The sequence below is a fragment of the Pseudoalteromonas sp. K222D genome (genome assembly GCF_017653575.1).
Lineage (GTDB): Bacteria > Pseudomonadota > Gammaproteobacteria > Enterobacterales > Alteromonadaceae > Pseudoalteromonas > Pseudoalteromonas nigrifaciens.
Window position 1 is genome coordinate 13285 of the sequence record NZ_JAGGDL010000026.1, and the last position, 21676, is coordinate 34960.

The following is a 21676-nucleotide window of genomic DNA, read 5'->3' on the forward strand; positions in this document are numbered from 1 at the left end:
GCACTTTTTATCTGAAGGCACAGCAATGGCGCAATTATACTTTTATTATTCTGCAATGAATGCGGGTAAATCAACCACTTTATTACAATCTGCATTTAATTACCAAGAGCGTGGTATGGAGCCGGTGATCCTCACAGCTGCAATTGATGATAGAGCGGGAGTAGGCAAGGTATCTTCGCGAATTGGGCTGCAAGCCGATGCGCATATTTTTGATGAAAACAAAGATGTGTTTGCGCTTATACAGTCACTAAATCAAGATAAAAAACGCCATTGTGTACTAGTTGACGAATGCCAGTTTTTATCTAAAGAGCAAGTGATGCAGTTAACCGATGTGGTTGATGAACTGGGTATTCCGGTACTATGTTATGGCCTACGTAACGACTTTAGAGGTGAGCTATTTACCGGGTCGCAGTATTTACTTGCTTGGGCTGATAAGCTAGTAGAGCTTAAAACTGTGTGTCATTGTGGCCGCAAAGCCAACCACGTATTGCGTACCGATGAAAATGGCGATGCAATAGCCGATGGTAACCAAGTAGAAATAGGCGGCAACAACCGGTATGAATCGGTGTGCCGCAAACATTATAAAGCCGCGTTAAATATGGGCCGCTAATGCCTTTATAAAGGTGTCTATATCTGCTTTAGTTATGTCTAAGTGAGTTACTAACCTAAGTTGCTTACTTGGACTAAACAGTATTCCTTGCGCTTTTAAATTAGCTGCTAGCTGCTGTATATTTATATTAGGCTCGCAGCTGGCATAAACCATGTTGGTGGTGTTTTTCATGTTAACGTTAAAGCCATTAAGTGTACTTAATTGCTGCGCTAGGTAGCGCGCATTAGCATGATCATCGCTTAAGCGTTTTACATTATGCTCAAGTGCGTATTGCCCTGCTGCTGCTAACATTCCTGCTTGGCGCATACCGCCGCCAAGTACTTTTCGCCAGCGTCTTGCCTTGCTAATCAGCGCTTTTGAACCTAGCAATAACGATCCAACTGGCGCACCTAACCCTTTAGATAAACAAATCGAAACAGAATCAAAGTGCTGAGTAATGGCAGTTATATCCACATTAAGATCGGCTGCTGCATTAAACGCACGCGCACCATCTAGGTGTAGCGATAAGCTGTGCTGGTTTACAAACTTGCGCGCTGCAGCAAGATAGTCAAGTGCAAGTACTTTACCGCCTATGGTGTTTTCAAGGCTTAATAAGCGAGTGTTGGCAAAATGATTATCATCAGGCTTTATTGCCGCCGCTATTTTATTAAAGCAAAGTGTACCGTCTGCTTCGTTTTCAATTGGCTGGGGTTGTATTGAGCCTAAAACGGCTGCGCCGCCGCCTTCAAATTTATAGTTATGGGCGCTTTGACCGCAAATGTATTCGTCTCCGCGCTCACAATGTGCCATTAACGCCAATAAGTTAGCTTGAGTACCTGAGCTACAAAAAAGTGCCTCCGCAAATTCAAAGCGCTCACATGCATATGCTTCTAGTTGGTTAACACTTTCATCATCGCCATATACGTCATCGCCTACAGGGGCGTTATACATTATATCGCGCATAGCTTTAGAGGGTTTAGTTACCGTATCTGAGCGAAAATCTATCATAGGGTTAATCCTTACTATATTATTATTCGAGTTCTTCGCAAATTTGCTCACGCGTGGCTTTATCAAAATAACTCCAAGCAATAAAACGACTAACTTTTTGCCCTTGTGCCATATCAACTATTTTATATTGGGCTATAGGGTGCTGTTTTAATTCTTGCTCTAAAGCCGCAATATTATCTTTTTTCGACACCAAAGAGGTAAACCACATTACTTGCTCTGCAACGGCTGCACTTTCTTTAATCATATTAGAGATAAATTGCACTTCACCGCCTTCGCACCATAGCTCGTTATTTTGGCCACCAAAGTTAAGTGTGCTGCTAGGTGCTTTGCCAAGGTTTTTCCATTTACGTTCGCTACCTTTAACAGCGTCTTCGCTGCTGGCATGAAACGGCGGGTTACACAGCGTTAAGTGGTACAGATCTTTACTGTTTATAACTCCTTTGAATATATTTGCGGCATTTTTTTGCTGTTTTAAGGTTATTTTTAAATTATTAAATTGCGCAATTTGTTTTGCTACTTTAATGGCTGCAGGGTCAATATCGGTGCCAGTAAAATGCCAGTTATATTCATGCCCACCTGTGAGCGGGTAAACCAAATTAGCGCCGGTGCCAATATCTAATACTTTAACTTGACGGCCAGTGGGAATTTGCGTTTGGTTATCGTCGGCTAATAAGTCGGCCAAATAATGAATATAATCTACTCGTCCCGGAATAGGTGGGCATAAGTTATGCTGTGGAATATCCCAAAAATCTACATTGTAATGGGCTTTTAAAAGGGCTTGATTAAGGGTTTTTACCGCTTTGTTATCGCTAAAATCAATACTTTTTGTACCTGCAGGTGTTGTAATAATAAAAGCAGAAAGTGCAGGATGCTGCTCAGTTAATAGGTCAAGATCGTAGCCATTTAAATGTTGATTACGAGGGTGTAGTTTTGCGCGTGAGGTGCTTGCTTTCATGATGATTATTTTTACAACAGGAATAAAAGTTAATTGTAACAAATACCGAGATAAAAACGTGATAATTTTCCCTATGGCTACGAGGTTGTTACTGGTAGGATGAGCTGTTAGCAATTAAAAAGGACTCACTGTGGCAATCACTCAGCAATCAGTATTTATAACATTAGCCGATCAGCAAACACTGCATTTACGTCGTATTAGTAGCGATAAGCCAAATGGCGCAGTGGCGTTTTTTATGCATGGCGCGGTAGAAAACGGTAAAATATTTTATACCCATAGCAACAAAGGCTTAGCGCCTTTTTTAGCCGAGCAAGGGTTTGTGTGTTATGTGGCTGATTTACGTGGTCGTGGTGAAAGTAAACCGGTTATAGACAAGCATGCTCGTTATGGTCAAACCGAAGCTATTTTAGAAGATATTCCTGCATTTATAGATAAAATAGAGCAGTTAGAGGGGAAAAAACCAGATTATTGGCTGGCTCACTCTTGGGGTGGAGTGTTAATGAATAGCGCATTTGCACGATTCCCAAATTATATTAACGACGTAAAAGCCTGTGCTTACTTTGGCACTAAGCGCTCGTTATTTAATAATCACCCTAAAAAGTTACTTCAAGCTAATTTCATTTGGTATTTTATGGCGCCGTTAATGGCTAAAAAGCATGGGTACTTACCGGCTAAACGCTTAAAGTGGGGCAGTGACGATGAAACACAAAAGTCGCATTGGCAAAGTATGCAGTGGGCTAAAAAAACACCATGGATAGACAGTGACGATAACTTTGATTACGCTAAGGCCGTTGCACAATTAACCTTGCCGCCAACGCTGCATATTGCAGGCGCAAAAGATAAAGCCCTCGCACAACCAATAGATATTCAAAAGTTTATAGAAGAGTCGGGTCCTGGGGTACAAAAAATGCAAATTTATGGGCGTCGTTATGGCCATAAAGTAGATTACGACCATATTAATATGTTAACCCATCCGCATGCGCGCAAAGAGCAGTTTAAAGATGTACTTAATTGGTTTGCGACTGCGCCAAAAGCTTAAGTAATGGCGTTTTGTAACGTTGCCATTTATCAACATTATGCTGATTAACCGGTTCACGTATAGCGTGCTTGCTGAGTGTGGTAACCGCGATTTTTTGTTTATAAAATGCCAAGCAATTTTCTTCAAACGAGAAACCTATATACCTAAGTAGTGCAGTGAGTTGGCCTTTGGGATCCGTTACTAATTGCTCATAACTTAGATTATATATTTGCAGTGCCGGAAATGTTTGCCAATGCGCCATTAATTTTTCGTACAAGCTATGATATTGCTTAAACTCGGTTAACGAGCAAAAGTAAGGCTCGTTTTCGGCAAAATAATTAGTAAATACCGAAAATGCCGTGGCATTAAAATCGCGGCTTAAATTAATAAATTTGGCATGTGGAAATAGCATATAAATAAGCCCAATAGCCTGATAGTTGCTCGGCAGTTTATTAATAACGAAGGGGCGAGAGGGGCTTGCTGTTTTTAATTTTGCTATATAAAGGTCGCGGGCTTTATTAATTAACCCATGTGTTAAATGATTTAAACACAGTGGGTAACCAAAACCGGTTTTTTGTTCTAAAAACGCCATCACATCACTACTTATACTCATACTTTCACCCATGCTTGAACATTGGCTATGGTTTACCAGCATTTGTTCAAGTAGAGTTGAGCCGCTGCGTGGCATGCCAATGATGAATAGAGGAGTAATGCCACCTTTCACACTTTTATTTGCTGAACTTAAAAGAGCAGCTGTATTGTACTTTATTATGTCGTCGTAAAAAGTAGTAAGATCTTGGGTATCAAATTCGCTTAGTTTTCGTTGTAATTTGTTAGCTAACACAAAGTAGTTAAATGCCTGCTCTGTATCATCTAGTTTGTCGTAACTTTTTGCCAAAGCGTAATAGCACACCATTTTAAGGCGTAAATTATTAGTTTGCGTTAGCAAGTGATGCAAGTTACTGAGGTAGTTATGTTCTTTGTCAAAACGCCCCAATTGTACCAATTCTAATAAAATATACGCTGTAACGGGGTAAACGCCTAAGCTCAGTGCATGCGAAAAAGTAGTATGGGCTTTATCTAGCTCACCATACGTTAAATAGTGCTGGGCTAAATAGTAATGTGGGTCGGGGTTATTACTGGCTAAGTTTTTTGCGTACTCAAGCACTTTTAGCGCATCATTTGGTGAATTTACATTATTAAATGCATCAGCCAGTGCGTGTAGAGGTTCAAGCATATAAGGCAGGCGTTCACAGGCTTTTTGTAATAAATATACAGCATCATCATTACGCTCTAAGCGCAGTGCAATTCGGCCTAAACCAAACAGGGCTTCGCCGTTATCAGCATCGGCTTTAAGTATTGTTTTGTAGTAAAACTCAGCATCTTTAAGTTTGTTTTCTGCCAGTAACTGATTCGCTTTTTTAAGTAGCATTGTAACTTTAACATTCCTGTTGATTCTGTCTTGACTATCTATACAGCGAAAAAGGCGAAATGTCTTTCACATTTCGCCTTTACCTTATGACCAATAAGGATTAAAAAGTATAAGTTGCTTTAACGTAATAATAACCACCGTTAATACCAAATGGTGATGTTTCGTAGTATTGACCCCCCCAATTATTATTCGGGATAAAGTCGCTAGCGCCACTAAAATCAAGTTTTTCAGCTTCTTGGTCAAGTAAGTTTTGTGCACCTACAGAAAAGCTCATTGATTCGTTTAAAAAATAAGTAATTTCGGCATCTAAGGTAACCGCAGCATCTGCCATTTTAGCTGTTTCGTCATAATCTACATGCACACCTTGGTATTCACCAAAGTAGTTTACGCGGGTAAACGCTGAGAAGCTTTCCCATTGTTGTGCCCAGCTTAGAGTTGCACGGTGATTAGGTAAGTCATTTTCAAGGCGGCTTACTTTAAATGGCCCTGTAATAATGGTTGAGCGGGTAACTTCGGTTTCATTCCAGTTGTACGCTAAGCTAAATGTTGAGCTGCCGTTAAGTAACTCTGTAGAGTAGTTAGCCACTAAATCAACACCTTGTGTAGTGGTGTCAAAATCATTAGTAAAAAAGCTTACCTGTGCTAAGTTTTGTACATTAGGAATGCCCGATGCAGTAAGTTTGTCTTTATCTGCTTGGCTAAGTTCAATTTTGTCTGATTGGCTAATGCGCTCATCAACTTGAATATTGTAATAATCTACCGTTAAAAATAAATCGCCAAGCGTGTACACAGCACCAAAAGTATAGCTTTGTGATTCTTCAGGCTCTAGTTCTTGCCCGCCAAGTTGTATTGCAATTGGGTTAGTAGGTGGTAATAATGCTGAATCTACTAATACACCGCTGCTAAGGTTTGTTTGTACGTTACTCACATTAGCTTGGCCAACCGTTGGCGCTCTAAAGCCTGTGCTGATTGAACCACGAATATTTAAATCTTCAGTTAAGTGATACTGAGCCATTAATTTGTAGTTAGTTGTCGTGCCAAAGGTATCGTAATCTTCAAAACGAACGGCTAGACCCATTAAAAACTCTTCAGTAAAGGGGGCTTCTATATCAACATAAGCGGCGTAGTTACGACGGCTATATTCACCGGCATCAGAGGGTTTAAACCCCGGGAAGCCATTTGAGCCAATACCAAAGCCTTGATCGGTAAGTGGTCCTGCAATAAACGAGGCTTCATCGCCAGAGATCACAGTAAAGGTTTCTTCATGCCATTCTAAGCCTGATGCTATGTTTACATCGTATGCTAGGCCAAAATCAAAACCTTTGGATAGATCAAAGTTAAAGTTTTTCTCTAATTGTTCGTATTTACCTGGGCTAAAGTCACGTGGGCTTTCTGGGCCTAAAGATGCATTAATCGTGTCGTAAATAAAGTAGCGAGATTCGTTATAACCAACCGTGCCGCTTAAGTCGTAATACACATCCTTTAAAAAACCATCAGTAAACTGACCTTTAGTACCAATAGTGAGTGACGCATCGGTAATATTACCGCCAAAGTTTGGTGTAAAACCACCCGGCAGCATTTCATTAAATGCAAAACAATCAGGGTTATTTGCAACGCCATTAATATACTCTGGATTATCAAGCACGTTATCATCAATGGCAATGGTTGGGCAGTTGCCACTCATATCACCGGTTAAATCGCCAACGAGTAAAGTATCGCCACCGTCATTTGAATAAGCACCGGGGCGAGTGTGAGGGTTACGGTAATAAAAACCACCTCTTACATCACGCTCAGAGTAGTTACCAAACATGTAAAACTCTGAATTATTGGTTAGCTCTAAACCTACATTACCAAAAATTGAAATGTCGTCGTTAACTTCTGGTGCGCCCCATACTTGAGTAATAGGTGCTATGTCGGGTACGCCGGCATCATTAAGTGCTTTAGCATCAAAGCGTTGTACTGAGCGGCTGGTTGCATCTGCGGTTTTATATTGAAAGCTTAAATTTGCAAAGCCATTGTCGGTAAAAGGAAGGCCAATATTGCCCGAAACTTGAGTGGTATCGCCATCACCTTCGTAATACTCGCCCTTACGGACTTCAAGAGAGCCACCTTCAGAGGCATCTTTTAATACAAAATTTATAACTCCTGCAATAGCGTCAGAGCCATATTGTGCAGCAGCACCGTCACGCAGTACTTCTACTTGCTTAAGGGCAATGCTTGGAATAACCGAAATATCGGCACCTTGAGCACCATCGTTAATACCACCACCTAAAAAGGCGATAACAGAAGCGCGGTGTCGGCGTTTACCATTTAATAAAATAAGTGTGCTGTCTGATGGTAAGCCCCGAAGGTTAGCTGGGCGCACTAATGACGCTGCGTCACTAATTGGCATAGAGTGTACGTTTAATGAAGGTATAGCGCCCTTTAATAGCTCTAGCATGTCGGTGTTACCTGACTTGCTTAGCTCTTCACCACCAATAATATCGATAGGAACCGGTGAATCACCAATAGAGCGAGGTGCTGAGCGTGTACCAACAACAGCAATTTTTTCTAGGTTCTTATTAACTTTAGCTGTTGTTTGCGCGTCGGCTGCAATAGCGGAGCCAGATATAAACAATCCGGCTGTCGTGGTGGCTAAGGCAAATTTAACTGCCTGGTTTAGCACATTGCTTTTTAATTTCATTCTAAATATCCCCAGTTAGAATAGTTTTGTTAATCATGTTTGTGTAACACGAGTTATTTTTGTAGCGGACTAGTCACATTTCACGGGGAGAAAGGTAATACTTGCTGACTCCTTAAAGCTTAATAAATTAAGCCCACTTCCTGTGAGTCCAGCTTATAGATTATAGATAAAAAACAAACATAGCAACAGGTGGTTAACCATTACTTAACAAAAAGGGCGTTTTTTATTAAATTGCAACAATACAGCGTGTACAGCCTGTAATGCGCAGTTTGATTAAGGAAAAGGTTAAATTAAGGGCGGTTTAAATAAGGGGGGTAAATGTTTTTGTTACTTTATTGTTGTTTTGTGTTGCTCGTTTTCGCGCTTCCAAATAGCGAGCTGCTCTTTATATTCATCCCATACGCATGGGCAACAACTTCCACCACCACAGCACTCGTCTGGCTTAGGTTTTTCTGGTTTTGCGACTGCAGGTAGTACATTTAATTGCATATTAAGGTTTTTTAAATACTAAAAAGGCTGTAAATAATAAAGTATTGACCTTGGCATGTAAATTATTCTTTGTGAACTTGAATCCCTGTGTGAGAATACGCCAATGCGATTATATAAAGTCATACACCGCGCACCATGGCGGGTTGTTAAAATTAGTTCCAAGCGCCAGCAATTGCGTTTTCGTCGTGCTATGGTTGCGCTTAAAATTGCGCTTGCGCAAGAAAGACAAGAAACAAAAGAAATGCTTTCAATTTATAAACGCTACACACAAGGGCAAACAAATAAAGCCGAATTAAAGCGTGCAAACGAGCAATTTGTAGATATTTTAAAGGGTTTGGGTTTAGGGGTATTTGCCATATTACCGTTTGCGCCTTTAACTATTCCCTTGGTGGTTAAACTGGGCCGCTTAGTTGGCGTTGATGTTTTGCCTAGCTCCTTCAATATGAATCGTTCAGTTAAAGAGCTTGATCGTGAAATAGCTCAAGAAAATCAAAAGCAAGACCCACAAAACTCATTAAAAAAGTAATCTATAATTGGCAAAATTAGCGATACCTTTTGCGTCTCCTTATTGTTATGCTTAGTGACCATTTATATTTTGTGAGTCATTTAATGAGTGCATTACTTCGTCATACTTCTTCTGGAATTCCTTTATCTTTTATCCTTAAAAACGAATTAACCGATTGGCTTACGCAGCAACCTACATTTGTACAAAACTGGTTAGCAAATAGTGGTTTTGAAAAGCAAGGGCTAGCATTAGTACCAAACCCTGAAACGGGTGAGCTTAACCATGTTTATTGCATAATGCGCAGCAGTGATGACTTTTGGGCTGCAGGCGACTTAGCCACCAAGTTACCGGTAGGTTGTTATCAAATTCAAGGTGAAAAACACCTAATAGAGCAGCTTGCTTTAGGCTTTGTATTGGGTGGTTATGAATTTAGTGAGTACAAAGAAAAAGTCACCGCAAAAGCGCAGTTAGGTATTGCTGACAAAACACTTTACGAGCAAATAAAACAACAAGCCGACGCAATTGGTTTAGCCCGCGATTTAGTTAATACCCCGGCTGCCGATATGATGCCGCAACATTTAGCACAAGTCATGAGTGATTTAGCCGACACCTTTGATGGAGACTTTACTCAGTGGATTGGAGATGAGCTGTTAGAGCAAAACTACCCAACAATTCATATGGTTGGTCGTGCGAGTGAAAATAAGCCGCGTTTACTCGACTTAAAATGGGGCGCAAAAGACGCACCATTAATTACTTTGGTTGGTAAAGGTGTATGTTTTGACTCAGGCGGGCTTGACTTAAAACCGAGTGCCGGTATGCGTAACATGAAAAAAGACATGGGCGGCGCAGCGCATGTTATTGCGCTTGCTCAGCTTATAATGGCTGCTAATTTACCAATTAGATTACGCGTGTTAGTACCTGCGGTTGAAAACGCGGTTTCGCGTAACGCATTTCGCCCTGGCGATGTAGTAAAAACCCGTAAAGGCATTATGGTTGAAATTGACAATACCGATGCCGAAGGACGTTTAGTATTATGTGACGCGCTTAGCGAAGCCCAAAACGACGAGCCTGAGCTTATAATTGACTTTGCTACCTTAACAGGTGCGTGTCGAGTTGCTTTGGGCACTGAACTACCAGGGTTTTTCTGTACTGAGCGTACTATTGCTAATAGTATTATGGACGCAGGGTTGAGTGTAAGCGATCCGGTATGGCAACTGCCGTTATTTGATCAATATAAGTCATTTTTAAACAGTGATGTTGCCGATATGGCAAACTGTGCAAGCACCCCATTTGGCGGTGCAATTACCGCTGCACTGTATTTAAAAGAATTTATTGAGCCAACTACGCCTTGGGTACATTTTGATGTAATGGCATGGAACTTACGTGCTCTACCAGGTCGCCCAGTAGGCGGAGAAGCGTTAGGTATTCGTGCTGTATTTAATTACCTGCAAAACCGTTTTAACTAGGGTCTGTTGACCTTTGCGGATTAAAATTTGTTCAAACTAGGGGCGATTTAATCACGGCGCGAGGTTTGTAACCTAGTGGGCTAAGTAAAAACCGAGCAACAAAGAGTCAATCGCCCCTAGGCAGAACCCTTCGGGCAGCGCATGTTTGGCATTGATGCTACGTTATCGCCTATTTATGGGGAATAACCACATCACATAGGCTCTGCCTTGCCTAAATACCAAACACACTGCTGCAAATTTAACCTTGAAAGATAAACAGATGTATGGACTCCCACTTCCATCAGAAGTAACGTAATAAGTGTTCAAACTTTTACTAAGGAGCCCATACATGTTGAATTGTAATGTGATAGCGATTGATTTAGCAAAAAATTTATTTCAAGTTTGCAAAACGCAAAGCAATGGCAAAGTTATTTATAACAAAACAATAAGCAGAGCCAAGCTTAAAGAGTTATTAATTAAAGAACAGCAATCTTTAGTTGCTATGGAATCATGTGGTGGTACGCATTATTGGGCGCAATTTGCTAAACAGGCAGGGCACCAGATCAAAGCGATCAACGCGCGACAGGTAAAAGCGTTTCGTCAAGGGCAGAAAACCGATGCAAATGATGCGCTGGCTATTTCAGTTGCAGCGAGACAGCCTCATATAAAAGGAAGTCGTTTACTTTCAGTGCAAGAGCAATGCTTACAAGGCATTGAATGTATGCGTGATTTATTAGTCAAACAAAAAGTCAGCTTAGGTAATCAACTAAGAGCTTTATTGTTAGAGTTTGGTTACCCAATTGCTCAAGGGGATACGAAGTTGACCCAAGCGATACCTGAGATATTAGAAGATGCTGAAAACAGCCTAACAGGCGCTTTTCGCTTCACAATTAACCGAGTTTATCAGCGTTTTACTGAGGCGGTCGAAGAGGTGAAGCTGATTGAAAAGCAATTGCATGAAGTAATTAAAGAAGATCAAACCTGTATACGCTTGCAAGCATTAGAAGGCGTGGGACCGGTCTGTGCAATACTGATTAAAATAGCACTAGGTAATACAACCCATTTTAAAAATGGTCGAGAAGCTGCGGCCTGCTTTGGTCTAACACCAGTACAGCATAGTAGCGGGGGAAAACAAAAGATAGGCTCGATATCTAAAGTAATAGGAAATAAGAAGCTGCGTAGTGCTTTGTATAAAGGCGCATTAGCTGTTGTTTCACAACTAGAAAAAAGAGAAGTTCGTAGCCAAAAAGATATATGGTTAAAAGAATTAAGTGTACGTCGAGGCAAAAAAGTAGCCGCAATAGCGTTAGCAAATAAAACAATCAGAACGGCTTTTGCAATGCAAAAGCATAACAAAGATTATCAGCCACAATTACTTGTGGCTTAAAAACTTGTCAGAAAGATCGATTGAAATAGGTAAGACCGACCTTCAATAGACTGTTAGGGTCTGAAGTTTGAAAAACTGCTCAACAGAAAAGTCATGAAGGTGCGAATACATTTGAGGCCAGGGGTAGCTCCTCAATTTGAGCCCGTATATAAGCTAGCATCTAATTTATTTCAATTTTATTTTTGACATTAATAGGGAGTCCATATAAGACCCTAATAATCGAGTATTTAGTATGAGGTGTTAAACCTCATACAACTCAAGCGGTAAATTATCTGGATCGGCAAAAAAAGTAAACTTTTTGCCGGTTATTTCATCTTCTCTTATGTCCTCTACACTAACCCCTTGCGACTCTAAATACGCTTTAGCCACGTGCACATCACTTACTTTAAATGCCAAATGCCTTAACCCTTGTGCTTCAGGGTAACTTGGGCGCTCTGGTGCGCCAGCAAACGAAAATAACTCAATTTGACTGCCATCAGGTAAAGCTAAGTCTAATTTATAAGAATTTCGTGCGGCCCTAAAGTGCTCATTAATAATTTTAAGCTTTAATATTTTGCTATAAAAATGCTTAGCGCGAGGGTAGTCGCTGCAAATAATAGCGGCATGATGAATGCCAAGTAGTTTCATAACGCGCTCTCTAAATTGTGTAATTAAATACAAACACTAAAAACAAAAAACGCACAATTAAGTGCGTTTCAATAAGTAGCTGCCTATTTAGGTTGGCTCTGCTTCTTTACATGCTTTTACCGCTGGAGCAACTAACTCTAAGCCGGTTTTATCGCAAGGAGGAAGTTGTGCATCACTTACACTAATAGGTGTTACACGCTCGCCCCATTTAATATAACTAGCAGCCCACGTAAGGCCAGCGCCAAAGGCTGCCGACATAATATTTGAGTGTGGTTTAATTAAACCTTGCTCCACCGCCTCGCAAAGTGCAATGGCAATTGTCGCTGCCGATGTATTACCGTACTGGCCAATATTAACCATTACTTTTTCATCTGGCACTTTTAAACGGTGCTGAATGGCTTGAATAATACGTAAGTTAGCTTGATGCGGCACTAATACGTTTATATCGTCTAGATTTAAATTTGCTTGAGCTAGTACGTCGTCGCATGCTTCACTCATGCCTTTTACAGCGCGCTTAAATATTTCACGTCCTTCAAATAGTAAATTAGATGGGCCAATCGGCTCATATTTATTTAAGTCACTACCAAAGTTTTCGATATGTAAAATATCACGATCTGTACTGTCACAACCGGTTTTAGTCGCAAGTAAACCTGCAGGTGTATCGGCAGCTTCAAGTACTACGGCACCCGCGCCATCGCCAAATAATACCGCACTGTCACGGCGCGACCAGTTTACATACCAAGTCATGCGCTCTGCAGCAATAACCACAGCCTTTTTAATCATACCGGCTTGTATTTGCGCTGTTGCTGCTTGTAGAGCATATAAAAACCCTGAACAAGCTGCGTTAGTGTCCATAGCGGCAGCGCCCACAGCGCCAATATTCTTTTGCACTAACGACGCAGTATTTGCCACCATAGTTGATGGCGTACAGGTGGCTAAAATAACTAAATCAATATCTTTAGCGTCAATACCGGCACAAGCAATCGCATGCTTAGCCGCAACAGTAGCAAGCTCTGCAGTACTTACATGGCTAACTCTGCGAGATTTAATACCTGTTCGTGATGTTATCCACTCGTCTGTGGTATCCACTATTTTGCTAATTTCGTCGTTACTAATGCTTGCTGGTGGAATGCATTTACCCCAACCAGTGATGTGTGCGTAAGGCATAGTGTGTTCTCTTAAAAAGTGGTCTGACATGTATTACTAATGAATAAGTTATACCAAAAAATGGCTTTTAACACTAGTAAATACCCAAGGAGATAAAAAATGATAGCTTATTAAAAGGGTTTTTGTAGCGTAAATGTAGCAATAATCGGCAATTACTAGTTAATCATTGCTTGTTCATCAGCAATGATATAAATACGATTTATAAAACAGAGACTAAAAACTCAACGTAAGATGACCGCTGGGGTTCTATCTGCAGGGCGTATTGTTTGACGTTCTTCGACCAACATTGCAGCGTAATCGGTTTTTATTTTAGTCACTGCTTCGGGTGCTAGTTTGAGCAGCACAGATATTATTTCTGCCCGCAGTTCTGGTAATGAGTGAGCAATAGCAATGACCATTTGAACCATTTGTTCGGGATACCACTGTGCCAGTTGTTGAATTAATTCATCAGCCAGTTCAGGTTGAGCCGTGATAAGTGCACGGGTAACATCAATTATTTTCTCTGGTATAGTATCTTTCAATACTTCATGAAGACGTAAGACATTGACGCTTTCAGTCGCGGCGACAGCTTTAGCGATATTCAAACCTATGGTCGGGTTATGTTTCGTAATGACTTGAGTCATTTTTACAGCTGATGCAGGATCTGACTCAGCAATTGACAGGGTAATCTCTTCTTCAACACTCAGTTTTTTTTCTGGCTCTATAAACTCAGTTCTGGGGTCGAGATCAACTCCAGAAAAAAACTCCGCCCCTTGCATAACAAAGCTTTCCTGATCTTCTATCGGTAAGGCTTTACGTACTGTCATGCGGTAAATAACAAACCCTGCTAAAAGTAATTGGATGAGTGCTAAAAAATAGAATAGAAAAACACTGCCAAACGTATTCATTACCACGGACGCAGCATATGGGCCGATCACGCCGCCAGCAGCGAAGGTAAAAATCATTGCTCCCATAGCTGCAACCATCTGATTTTGGCGTAACCTATCAAACGCTTCTGATATACTCAAAGGATATGTACAGGCAATAATACCACAAGTGATTGCGGTTGCAGTAAACACACCTAATAGGTTATCGACTTTGGCAAACTGCGGGATAGCCAAATCAGCCAGTGCTGAAATGATTAGTAAACCAAATAATACGGTGCGACGATCATAACGATCTGACAAGTAGCCTACAGGGAACTGGAGGATGAAAGCACCTAAGATTGCCGTGCCTACATAGAGAGAAAGTTCAAAATCAACGATATTATATTGGCCAGCAAAAATAGGCAGTAAATTAAATGATGCTGAATAAATCATTCCAGAGACGAAACAGCAGACCACGCCCAAGGGGGATATTTTATAGAGCGCCCGCAGTGACATCGAGCTAACTTCCTCGATAATAGGCCCAGGGTTACGACTCAATACTAAAGGGATCACTGCAGCACAAAGCAAAATTCCTGCAACCACAAATAAGGTCGTATCTGTAGGATCGGCTAGGTTCATAAAGAACTGACCGCTAAACAGTCCACCTAACAACACCGCGTTGTAGACACCTAGGGTTTTCCCCCGCGTTTCTTTTGTAGAACTTGAACTGAGCCAACTTTCCATTGCGGTAAATGCACACGCATTACAGAAGCCTGTCACTAGGCGCATCGCGCCCCATACGAATGGCTCTGTATAGAGGCTACAGATCAGAATAGCAATGGCGGCTAAAGCAACACAACCGGCGAAAACTCGAATATGCCCGGCACGTTTTATTAGATTAATACTGAGCAAGGCACCCAATAACATACCCACAAAATAAAGCGACAACACCATGCCAATAGTATCAATACCCGCACCGTCTAAGCTCATACGTACAGGCAATAATAGATTAATTAAGCCATTCGCTAATAGTAAAATGAAACAACTAATAAACAGAGTGAACTGTGCTTTAAAAGTCGAATGCATAGATTAACTCCGGATAAAAATTGACAAGTTGACCACGCTCAAAGCGCATAAAAAAGCGATACCTTATGCACAAGAAGGTATCGCTAAACCATTAATATAAAAACTCAGTAAAATTAAAGTATCGCTTATTTCAAGGTTGGCATTGAGAACTCAGCCCCTTCGCGAATACCGGCAGAAGGCCAACGTTGGGTAATCGTTTTACGTTTAGTGTAGAACCGGACTGCATCTGGACCGTAAGCATGAAGATCACCAAACAGCGAACGCTTCCAGCCACCAAAGCTATGATAAGCGACAGGCACTGGTAATGGTACGTTAATACCGACCATACCGACTTCAATGTTGTCAGAGAAGTAGCGAGCCGCCTCACCATCACGAGTGAAGATACAGGTACCATTACCGTATTCATGGTCGTTAATTAAATTCATGGCTTGTTGCATTGTTTGCACACGTACAACTTGCAGTACTGGACCAAAAATTTCTTCTTTATAGCTCACCATTTCTGAAGTGACATTATCAATTAATGTGCCGCCGACAAAAAAACCATCGCTATAACCGGCCACTTCAGGGTGACGGCCATCAACCACTATGGTTGCTCCTTGCTCTTGGGCATGATTAATATAGCCAACTACTTTATCGCGATGCTGGCGGGTAATTACAGGGCCAAAATCATTACTGTTATCACTGTATGCTCCTACTTTTAGATTACTCATCGCCGCAGTCATTTTGGCCACTAACGCATCACCAGCAACATCACCAACAGCGACAGCCACAGATAACGCCATGCAGCGCTCACCAGATGAACCAAATGCAGCGCCCAATAACTGATTTACCGCATTGTCCATGTCAGCATCTGGCATCACGATAGCGTGATTTTTTGCTCCACCTAATGCTTGGCAGCGCTTGCCATTGGCATTTGCTGTAGCATAAATATATTCTGCAATCGGCGTCGAACCAACAAAACTAACTGCTTTTATTCGTTGGTCAGATAACAACACATCAACGGCCACTTTGTCGCCATTAACTACGCTCATTACACCATCAGGCAGGCCAGCTTCTTTTAATAATTGGGCAATAAAGAGCGTAGCACTTGGATCGCGCTCCGACGGTTTTAAAATGAAGCAATTACCACATACAATCGCCATTGGAAACATCCACAACGGCACCATTGCAGGGAAGTTAAATGGTGTAATACCGGCAACGACACCTAAAGGCTGAAATTCGCTCCATGAATCAATGTTAGGCCCAACATTTTTACTGTGCTCACCTTTTAATAGCTCTGGCGCGCCACATGCATATTCAACGTTCTCGATCCCACGTTGAAGCTCGCCGGCTGCATCATGAGATATTTTGCCATGCTCTTCGCCTATCATTTGGCATATTCTATCTGCATTCGCTTCAAGCAATTCTTTAAAACGAAACATCACTCGTGCACGTTTTATCGGTGGAGTATTACGCCATTGTGGAAATGCCGCTTGAGCACTCGCTATTGCTTGCTCTACTGTTTCTACAGAAGCAAGTGCGACTTGGCGAATGACTTCACCAGTGGCAGGGTTAAACACATCTTGAGTACGAGCAGCGTCAGTACAGATTTCACCGTTAATTAAATGTCCGATAGTATTCATAAATAATTCCTAAAATGGTTAAAAAATAATATTAGTGGTAAAGGTTAATCCCATAACCCTTGATAAATTGTGATCATCTCGTTGATTGACGGTTCAATAGGATTATTGCCTGGTGAACCAGAAGCTAATGCTTGCTCGGCCATTGTTTGACACACCTCGAAAAACTCATCGCGTTTAATCCCAAATTCTGCTGGGGTGGGTACCGCTAATTCGTCATTCAGCGCGCGAAGTTCGATTAATAATTTCTGATTAGCCTGATCATTGCTGTCCTGAGTGGTTGCTATACCCATTGCCCGTGCGCAATCAGCGTAACGTGCCGGAGCAGCCGCTATTGAAAATGCAGTAACGCTGGGTAACAACATCGCATTAGATAGGCCATGGGGAACATGGAAAAATGCACCAATCGGGCGGCTCATGCCATGCACTAGTGCCACCGATGCGCTAGAGAATGCAACACCGGCAAGGGTTGACCCGAGCATCATCGCTTCACGAGCTTGTTCATCACTGCCGTCGTTATATACTTTGCGTAAATTAGGAGCTATTAGCTTAATAGCAGCAATGGCTTGGCAATCGCTATAGCTATTGGCCTTCTTACTTACATAGGCTTCCATGGCATGTGTTAATGCATCAATACCAGTGTCGGCCGTTGTTCTAGGCGGTACGCTCATAGTTAATTGATAGTCTACTAAGGCAGCAACGGGCATAAAGCCGATACCGACACAGAGCATTTTTTCATCATTTTCCTCATCGGTGATAATAGTCACTTTAGTGACTTCAGAGCCTGTACCCGCTGTGGTGGGTATAGCGATAACCGGTAAGCCTTGCTCTGTAACCAGTCGAGGAAAACGGTAATCTTGCATTACCCCCCCATGTTTAGCCAAAATCGCAATGGCTTTAGCACTGTCAATAGGGCTGCCTCCACCTAAAGCAATAATGCAGTCATAATCACCATTTTTGGCTTTGATAACGCCTGCTTGAATAGAGGCGACCGTTGGTTCGGGTACCGTATTATCAAAAACATCACAAGCAATATCATGCTGTTGTAAAACTGTTTGGATCGTCTGGGCATAACCTAACTTAACCATCATCTTGTCGGTAACAATTAAAGCGCGATTACAATTGAGACTAGCTAACACATTCGGTACTTCAAGGCTTGCGCCGCCACCAACTTGTAAAATACGTGGCAATATTGTTTGTGAAGACATAGAAATAGTTCCTTATTAAAATTCTACAATTTAAGATGTTGGTATAAACATCTCGATAATTAATCATTACAGTAATAAATACGTTTAGCTGTAGGTGGTGTCATACACTTACAGCGAAAATAAATAATTAAGAAATGGATTGTGCGGCTTTTAACTTCTTGTTGTGCTCAATAGGGTCAACATTTACATCGTTTATCTTGTTATAATCGAGAGTCGTCTCATTGGGCGACAGCTCTTGACGGAGCGATTTGAATAGCGCCCAGGTGGTTAATATAAGTACTATTGAGTAGGGTAGCGCGGCCACAATAGACGCTGTTTGCAATGCTTTCAGTCCACCCGCAAGTAGTAGTACCCCAGCAACGGCGCCAATTGAAAGTCCCCAGAATACTCTGAAACGTGCCGGTGGATTGGTATCGCCCATTGATATAAGTGTGCAGATGACTAAGGTGGCAGAGTCTGCTGAGGTCACAAAGTAGGTCACTAACATAGCGACACAGATTGATGCCCCAATTAGCGTGAGTAAAGGACCGAGTTCCATCAGTTCGAGCGTAGTAAAGAGTGCCATAGTGATATCTTTATTAACCGCTTCAGTAATCCCACCAACGCCAAATAATTCGATAAATATTGCGGTATTACCAAATATAGTGATCCAGAAGGCGGCTAAAATAGTGGGGGCAAGTAATACACCTAATACAAACTCTTTAATGGTACGACCTTTAGATATTCGCGCTATAAACATGCCTACAAACGGAGCCCAAGCAATCCACCAGCCCCAGTAGAAAAGAGTCCACGCGCCTTGCCATTGTCCTTTAGGGTCAGGATCTATCCAAAGGCCAAGAGATACAGCGTTAACGAGGTAATCGCCTATGTTGGTGGCAAATGCACCTAACAGATAAGCCGTAGGACCCAATACTAAGAAAAAGGTCAATATTACTGTGGTTAAATGCATATTGTATTCACTGAGGATCTTAATTCCTTTATTGACACCACTTAATGCAGATAATGTCGCTAATACAGAAATAACCGTGATCAGCAGTACCTGATTAATCGTGGATACTTCGATATCAAATAAATGACTCAGACCGGCATTCATTTGCTGAGCACCCAGCCCTAATGAGGTTGCAATACCAAATACCGTACCGAATACCGCTAGTAAATCAGCCGCATGACCAATAGGGCCATATACACGTTCACCAAAAATAGGATACAGGCCAGAGCGAACGGACAAGGGCATCCCTTTTCGGTATGTGAAGTAAGCTAGTGACAAACCTGCCATCGCGAATATTCCCCATCCATGTAATCCCCAATGAAAAATACTAATCCGCATAGCGACTTGTGCAGCTTCAGCTGTTAATGCCTGCCCTTGTGCTAAAAAGGGATTATTTTGGAAATGGTAAATGGGCTCGGCGATACTCCAAAAGAGGATACCAATACCAATGCCGGCACCAAAAAGCATCGCAAACCAGGAAAAAAAGTTATACTCGGGTTTTTCATCATCACGACCTAGGCGAATACTCCCGTAGCGACTAAATGCAGTATAAACAGCTAAAAATAAGAAAAAACTAGCTAAGGCAATGTAGTACCAGGCAAAATTAGAGGCTATAAAGTGTTTAGCAGAGGCATAAATTAAGCCAGCGTATTCCGGGGTAAGGATGGTAAACAGCACAAAAAAAGCGACGAGTATCGCAGAGCCAATCGCCATAATGGGGTTAGCCCCTGACAGCAGCCCTTCGGTTTTAATCATTGTTGAAATATTATTCATGCAGTGTCTCCTGTATTAACTACTGGTTGGCATTAATCACCAGTATTGTCGGTTTGTTTTGCCATGAATTATCATGTACAAAGTTAAGTGTCTTAAATATGCTGTTCTAGTTTTAGTTATATTCATCGGTTCGCTATGAAGTATCAGTGATTTAATGATTGTATATAGATACCGCATATAAATATGACCGAAAGTGACACGAGCCTCATTCTGTGGAAGAGTCGAAATATTCACAACCAATAAAAACGACCCCAAAGGTATAAAAATATTTATGAATATAATTCAGTATTTATGAAATATTATTCGCAATTAAGGCCAAGATGACTGCAGCTAGGGCTGTCGATCCTTTTGGATTGTAATTTACGCAAACAAATCCGCTTTAATTTGCGACGCGAGGACTGTAGCATAATCATTTTTGATTACGACTGCGGCATTAGTCTACTGTTCTTGCTCCATGTAGAAATAGTAAAAATACGAGCAACGAGCCGCATCTTGGCCAAGCCCATGTAAGGGAATAGCCACAGCAGATGTGCCTTGCTGAAAATTTATAGACAATAACAATAATGAGAACAAAGCATGAAAAGAAGATTACCCCCCCTTAATTGGATCCGCTCATTTGAGGCTGCCGCGCGGCATTTAAGTTTCACGCATGCTGCCCTCGAATTAAATCTCACTCAAGCAGCGGTTAGCCAACAAATTAAAGGTCTTGAAAGTCAAGTAGGGGCGGTATTATTCAAGCGCTTACCCCGGGGATTAGAGCTTACTAGTGCGGGATCCGCTTATTTGCCTGCCGTACACGAATCGGTTGAACGATTGAGTATTGCCACCGAAGAAATTTTTGGCCATAGCCGGACAGATTTGCTTAATGTTAAAGTTAACTTGGTGTTTTTTTTAAAATGGCTTGCGCCAAAAATAAGTGGTTTTAGGGAGCTACATCCCCATATAAATTTACAGCTCACGAGTAACATCTGGATTGATGAAAGAGAAACGTCTGCCGATAACGATTTTGAGATCCGTTATGGCAAAGGAAAGTGGCAATCATTAAAATCAGACCGCCTTACATGGGATGAGTTGTTTCCGGTTTGCAGTCCCGATTTTTTGATAAAAAACAAATCATTAAAAACCCCTGAAGATTTGTCTCAGCATAGTTTGTTACATGTAATTGGCTATGAAGAAGGCTGGGGACATTGGTTAAAACAAACCAATCATGAGCATATAAAGCCGAGTCAAGGCTTTCAATTTGATACTTTAGTTACCGCATTAGAAATGGCAGCACTTGGACAAGGACTGGCACTTGGACGCACCAGCTTAGTAGAAGATATGATAAAAGCGGGTCACTTAGTTGTGCCATTTGAGCAAAAAATAGTAACTGATGAAGCATTTTATTTGGTTTATACCCGTTCACAGGCAAAGCATCCGCACGCCGAAATCTTTAGAAACTGGTTATTAGCGGAGGTGGCGCAACAATAACTTCTACCATTTTAGCAAGCAATACATGGATGTATTGCCTCTTTTGCTAGTTCACTCACATATTTAAAATTCCCCACGGCGAATATATTCTCACTCGACTGTTGTACTGTTGCGTATTGACAGCACCTGATTTAAGCATAAATAAACTTATACCTTTGGGGTGTTTTTTATTGCTGGTTCACTTTCTAAAGACCCCCTATTATCAACTCACTGAACCACGTGACGCGCTATAGCTGCCATGTATTTTCAGTTAACGCTTTAATAAATAATAATATTCTAAGTTTTAACTTGGAGTTGGTTAAATGATATCCCGTAACAGATTGGAAAAATGTCAAGTCCAATAGTATGGGTGTTAATTAGTGAAAATAGCCTAAGGACAAT

17 protein-coding genes are annotated in these 21676 nt (G+C 41.4%); 6 read left to right on the forward strand and 11 right to left on the reverse strand.

What is annotated here, in order from left to right; all coding sequences use genetic code 11:
- Positions 1-25: 25 nt before the first annotated feature.
- A complete protein-coding gene (locus J5X91_RS12795) occupies positions 26-610 on the forward strand; it encodes a thymidine kinase (RefSeq protein ID WP_011329924.1) in 585 nt (194 codons plus the stop codon).
- Here J5X91_RS12795 and ltaE read toward each other — a convergent pair.
- Together ltaE and rlmF are read right to left on the reverse strand one after the other, a co-directional pair.
- Positions 593-1597 carry a low-specificity L-threonine aldolase gene (gene ltaE / locus J5X91_RS12800; RefSeq protein WP_086994525.1) on the reverse strand — a complete coding sequence of 335 codons (1005 nt, stop codon included), beginning with the start codon at positions 1595-1597 and terminating at the stop codon, positions 593-595. The two genes, J5X91_RS12795 and ltaE, sit on opposite strands and share 18 nt — an antisense overlap.
- 22 nt (positions 1598-1619) lie before the next feature.
- Positions 1620-2552 (reverse strand): 23S rRNA (adenine(1618)-N(6))-methyltransferase RlmF, encoded by a 933-nt coding sequence (rlmF, locus tag J5X91_RS12805; protein WP_041454980.1) that lies wholly within the window; start codon positions 2550-2552, stop codon positions 1620-1622.
- 130 nt (positions 2553-2682) lie between these two features.
- On the opposite strand from rlmF, the gene J5X91_RS12810 reads away from it, so the two are divergent.
- The gene (locus tag J5X91_RS12810) at positions 2683-3591 is read left to right on the forward strand and encodes an alpha/beta fold hydrolase (protein WP_208834960.1); all 909 of its coding nucleotides are present in this window, start codon (positions 2683-2685) and stop codon (positions 3589-3591) included.
- Here the strand turns inward: J5X91_RS12810 and J5X91_RS12815 are convergent.
- The 3 genes from J5X91_RS12815 to J5X91_RS12825 all read right to left on the reverse strand — a co-directional run bounded on the left by J5X91_RS12815 (position 3560) and on the right by J5X91_RS12825 (position 8174).
- Positions 3560-5002, reverse strand: coding sequence for a sulfotransferase (locus J5X91_RS12815; protein ID WP_208834961.1), 1443 nt, complete (start codon positions 5000-5002; stop codon positions 3560-3562). The two genes, J5X91_RS12810 and J5X91_RS12815, sit on opposite strands and share 32 nt — an antisense overlap.
- Positions 5003-5102: 100 nt before the next feature.
- Positions 5103-7685, reverse strand: a complete 2583-nt coding sequence (locus tag J5X91_RS12820) for a TonB-dependent receptor (protein WP_208834962.1) — start codon at positions 7683-7685, stop codon at positions 5103-5105.
- A 327-nt stretch (positions 7686-8012) separates the two neighbouring features.
- Positions 8013-8174, reverse strand: a complete 162-nt coding sequence (locus J5X91_RS12825; protein ID WP_208834963.1) for an oxidoreductase-like domain-containing protein — start codon at positions 8172-8174, stop codon at positions 8013-8015.
- 103 nt (positions 8175-8277) lie between these two features.
- Between J5X91_RS12825 and J5X91_RS12830 the strand changes: the two genes are divergently transcribed.
- The 3 genes from J5X91_RS12830 to J5X91_RS12840 all read left to right on the forward strand — a co-directional run bounded on the left by J5X91_RS12830 (position 8278) and on the right by J5X91_RS12840 (position 11511).
- Positions 8278-8700, forward strand: coding sequence for a hypothetical protein (locus tag J5X91_RS12830; RefSeq protein ID WP_041454912.1), 423 nt, complete (start codon positions 8278-8280; stop codon positions 8698-8700).
- Positions 8701-8783: 83 nt separating this feature from the next.
- Positions 8784-10145, forward strand: a complete 1362-nt coding sequence (locus J5X91_RS12835; RefSeq protein ID WP_011329931.1) for a leucyl aminopeptidase family protein — start codon at positions 8784-8786, stop codon at positions 10143-10145.
- Positions 10146-10473: 328 nt separating this feature from the next.
- Positions 10474-11511: an IS110 family transposase gene (locus tag J5X91_RS12840; protein ID WP_096317089.1), complete on the forward strand. Its 1038-nt coding sequence runs from the start codon at positions 10474-10476 to the stop codon at positions 11509-11511.
- A gap of 240 nt (positions 11512-11751) precedes the next feature.
- On the opposite strand, the gene J5X91_RS12845 is transcribed toward J5X91_RS12840, so the two are convergent.
- From J5X91_RS12845 to J5X91_RS12870, 6 genes are all read right to left on the reverse strand, one after another.
- Entirely contained in the window at positions 11752-12138 is a 387-nt protein-coding gene (locus J5X91_RS12845) for a VOC family protein (protein WP_179807158.1), read from the reverse strand.
- Between the two features lie 87 nt (positions 12139-12225).
- Entirely contained in the window at positions 12226-13305 is a 1080-nt protein-coding gene (locus J5X91_RS12850) for a ketoacyl-ACP synthase III (RefSeq protein WP_197182877.1), read from the reverse strand.
- 221 nt (positions 13306-13526) lie between these two features.
- Positions 13527-15236 (reverse strand): MFS transporter, encoded by a 1710-nt coding sequence (locus J5X91_RS12855; RefSeq protein WP_208834964.1) that lies wholly within the window; start codon positions 15234-15236, stop codon positions 13527-13529.
- 125 nt (positions 15237-15361) lie between these two features.
- Positions 15362-16858 carry a CoA-acylating methylmalonate-semialdehyde dehydrogenase gene (locus J5X91_RS12860; protein ID WP_208834965.1) on the reverse strand — a complete coding sequence of 499 codons (1497 nt, stop codon included), beginning with the start codon at positions 16856-16858 and terminating at the stop codon, positions 15362-15364.
- Between the two features lie 44 nt (positions 16859-16902).
- The gene (locus tag J5X91_RS12865) at positions 16903-18063 is read right to left on the reverse strand and encodes an iron-containing alcohol dehydrogenase (RefSeq protein ID WP_208834966.1); all 1161 of its coding nucleotides are present in this window, start codon (positions 18061-18063) and stop codon (positions 16903-16905) included.
- A 127-nt stretch (positions 18064-18190) separates the two neighbouring features.
- Entirely contained in the window at positions 18191-19765 is a 1575-nt protein-coding gene (locus J5X91_RS12870) for a BCCT family transporter (RefSeq protein ID WP_244363856.1), read from the reverse strand.
- Positions 19766-20401: 636 nt separating this feature from the next.
- On the opposite strand from J5X91_RS12870, the gene gcvA reads away from it, so the two are divergent.
- Complete coding sequence (gene gcvA, locus J5X91_RS12875; RefSeq protein ID WP_208834968.1) at positions 20402-21295, forward strand: transcriptional regulator GcvA; 894 nt, start codon at positions 20402-20404, stop codon at positions 21293-21295.
- Positions 21296-21676: the final 381 nt, after the last annotated feature.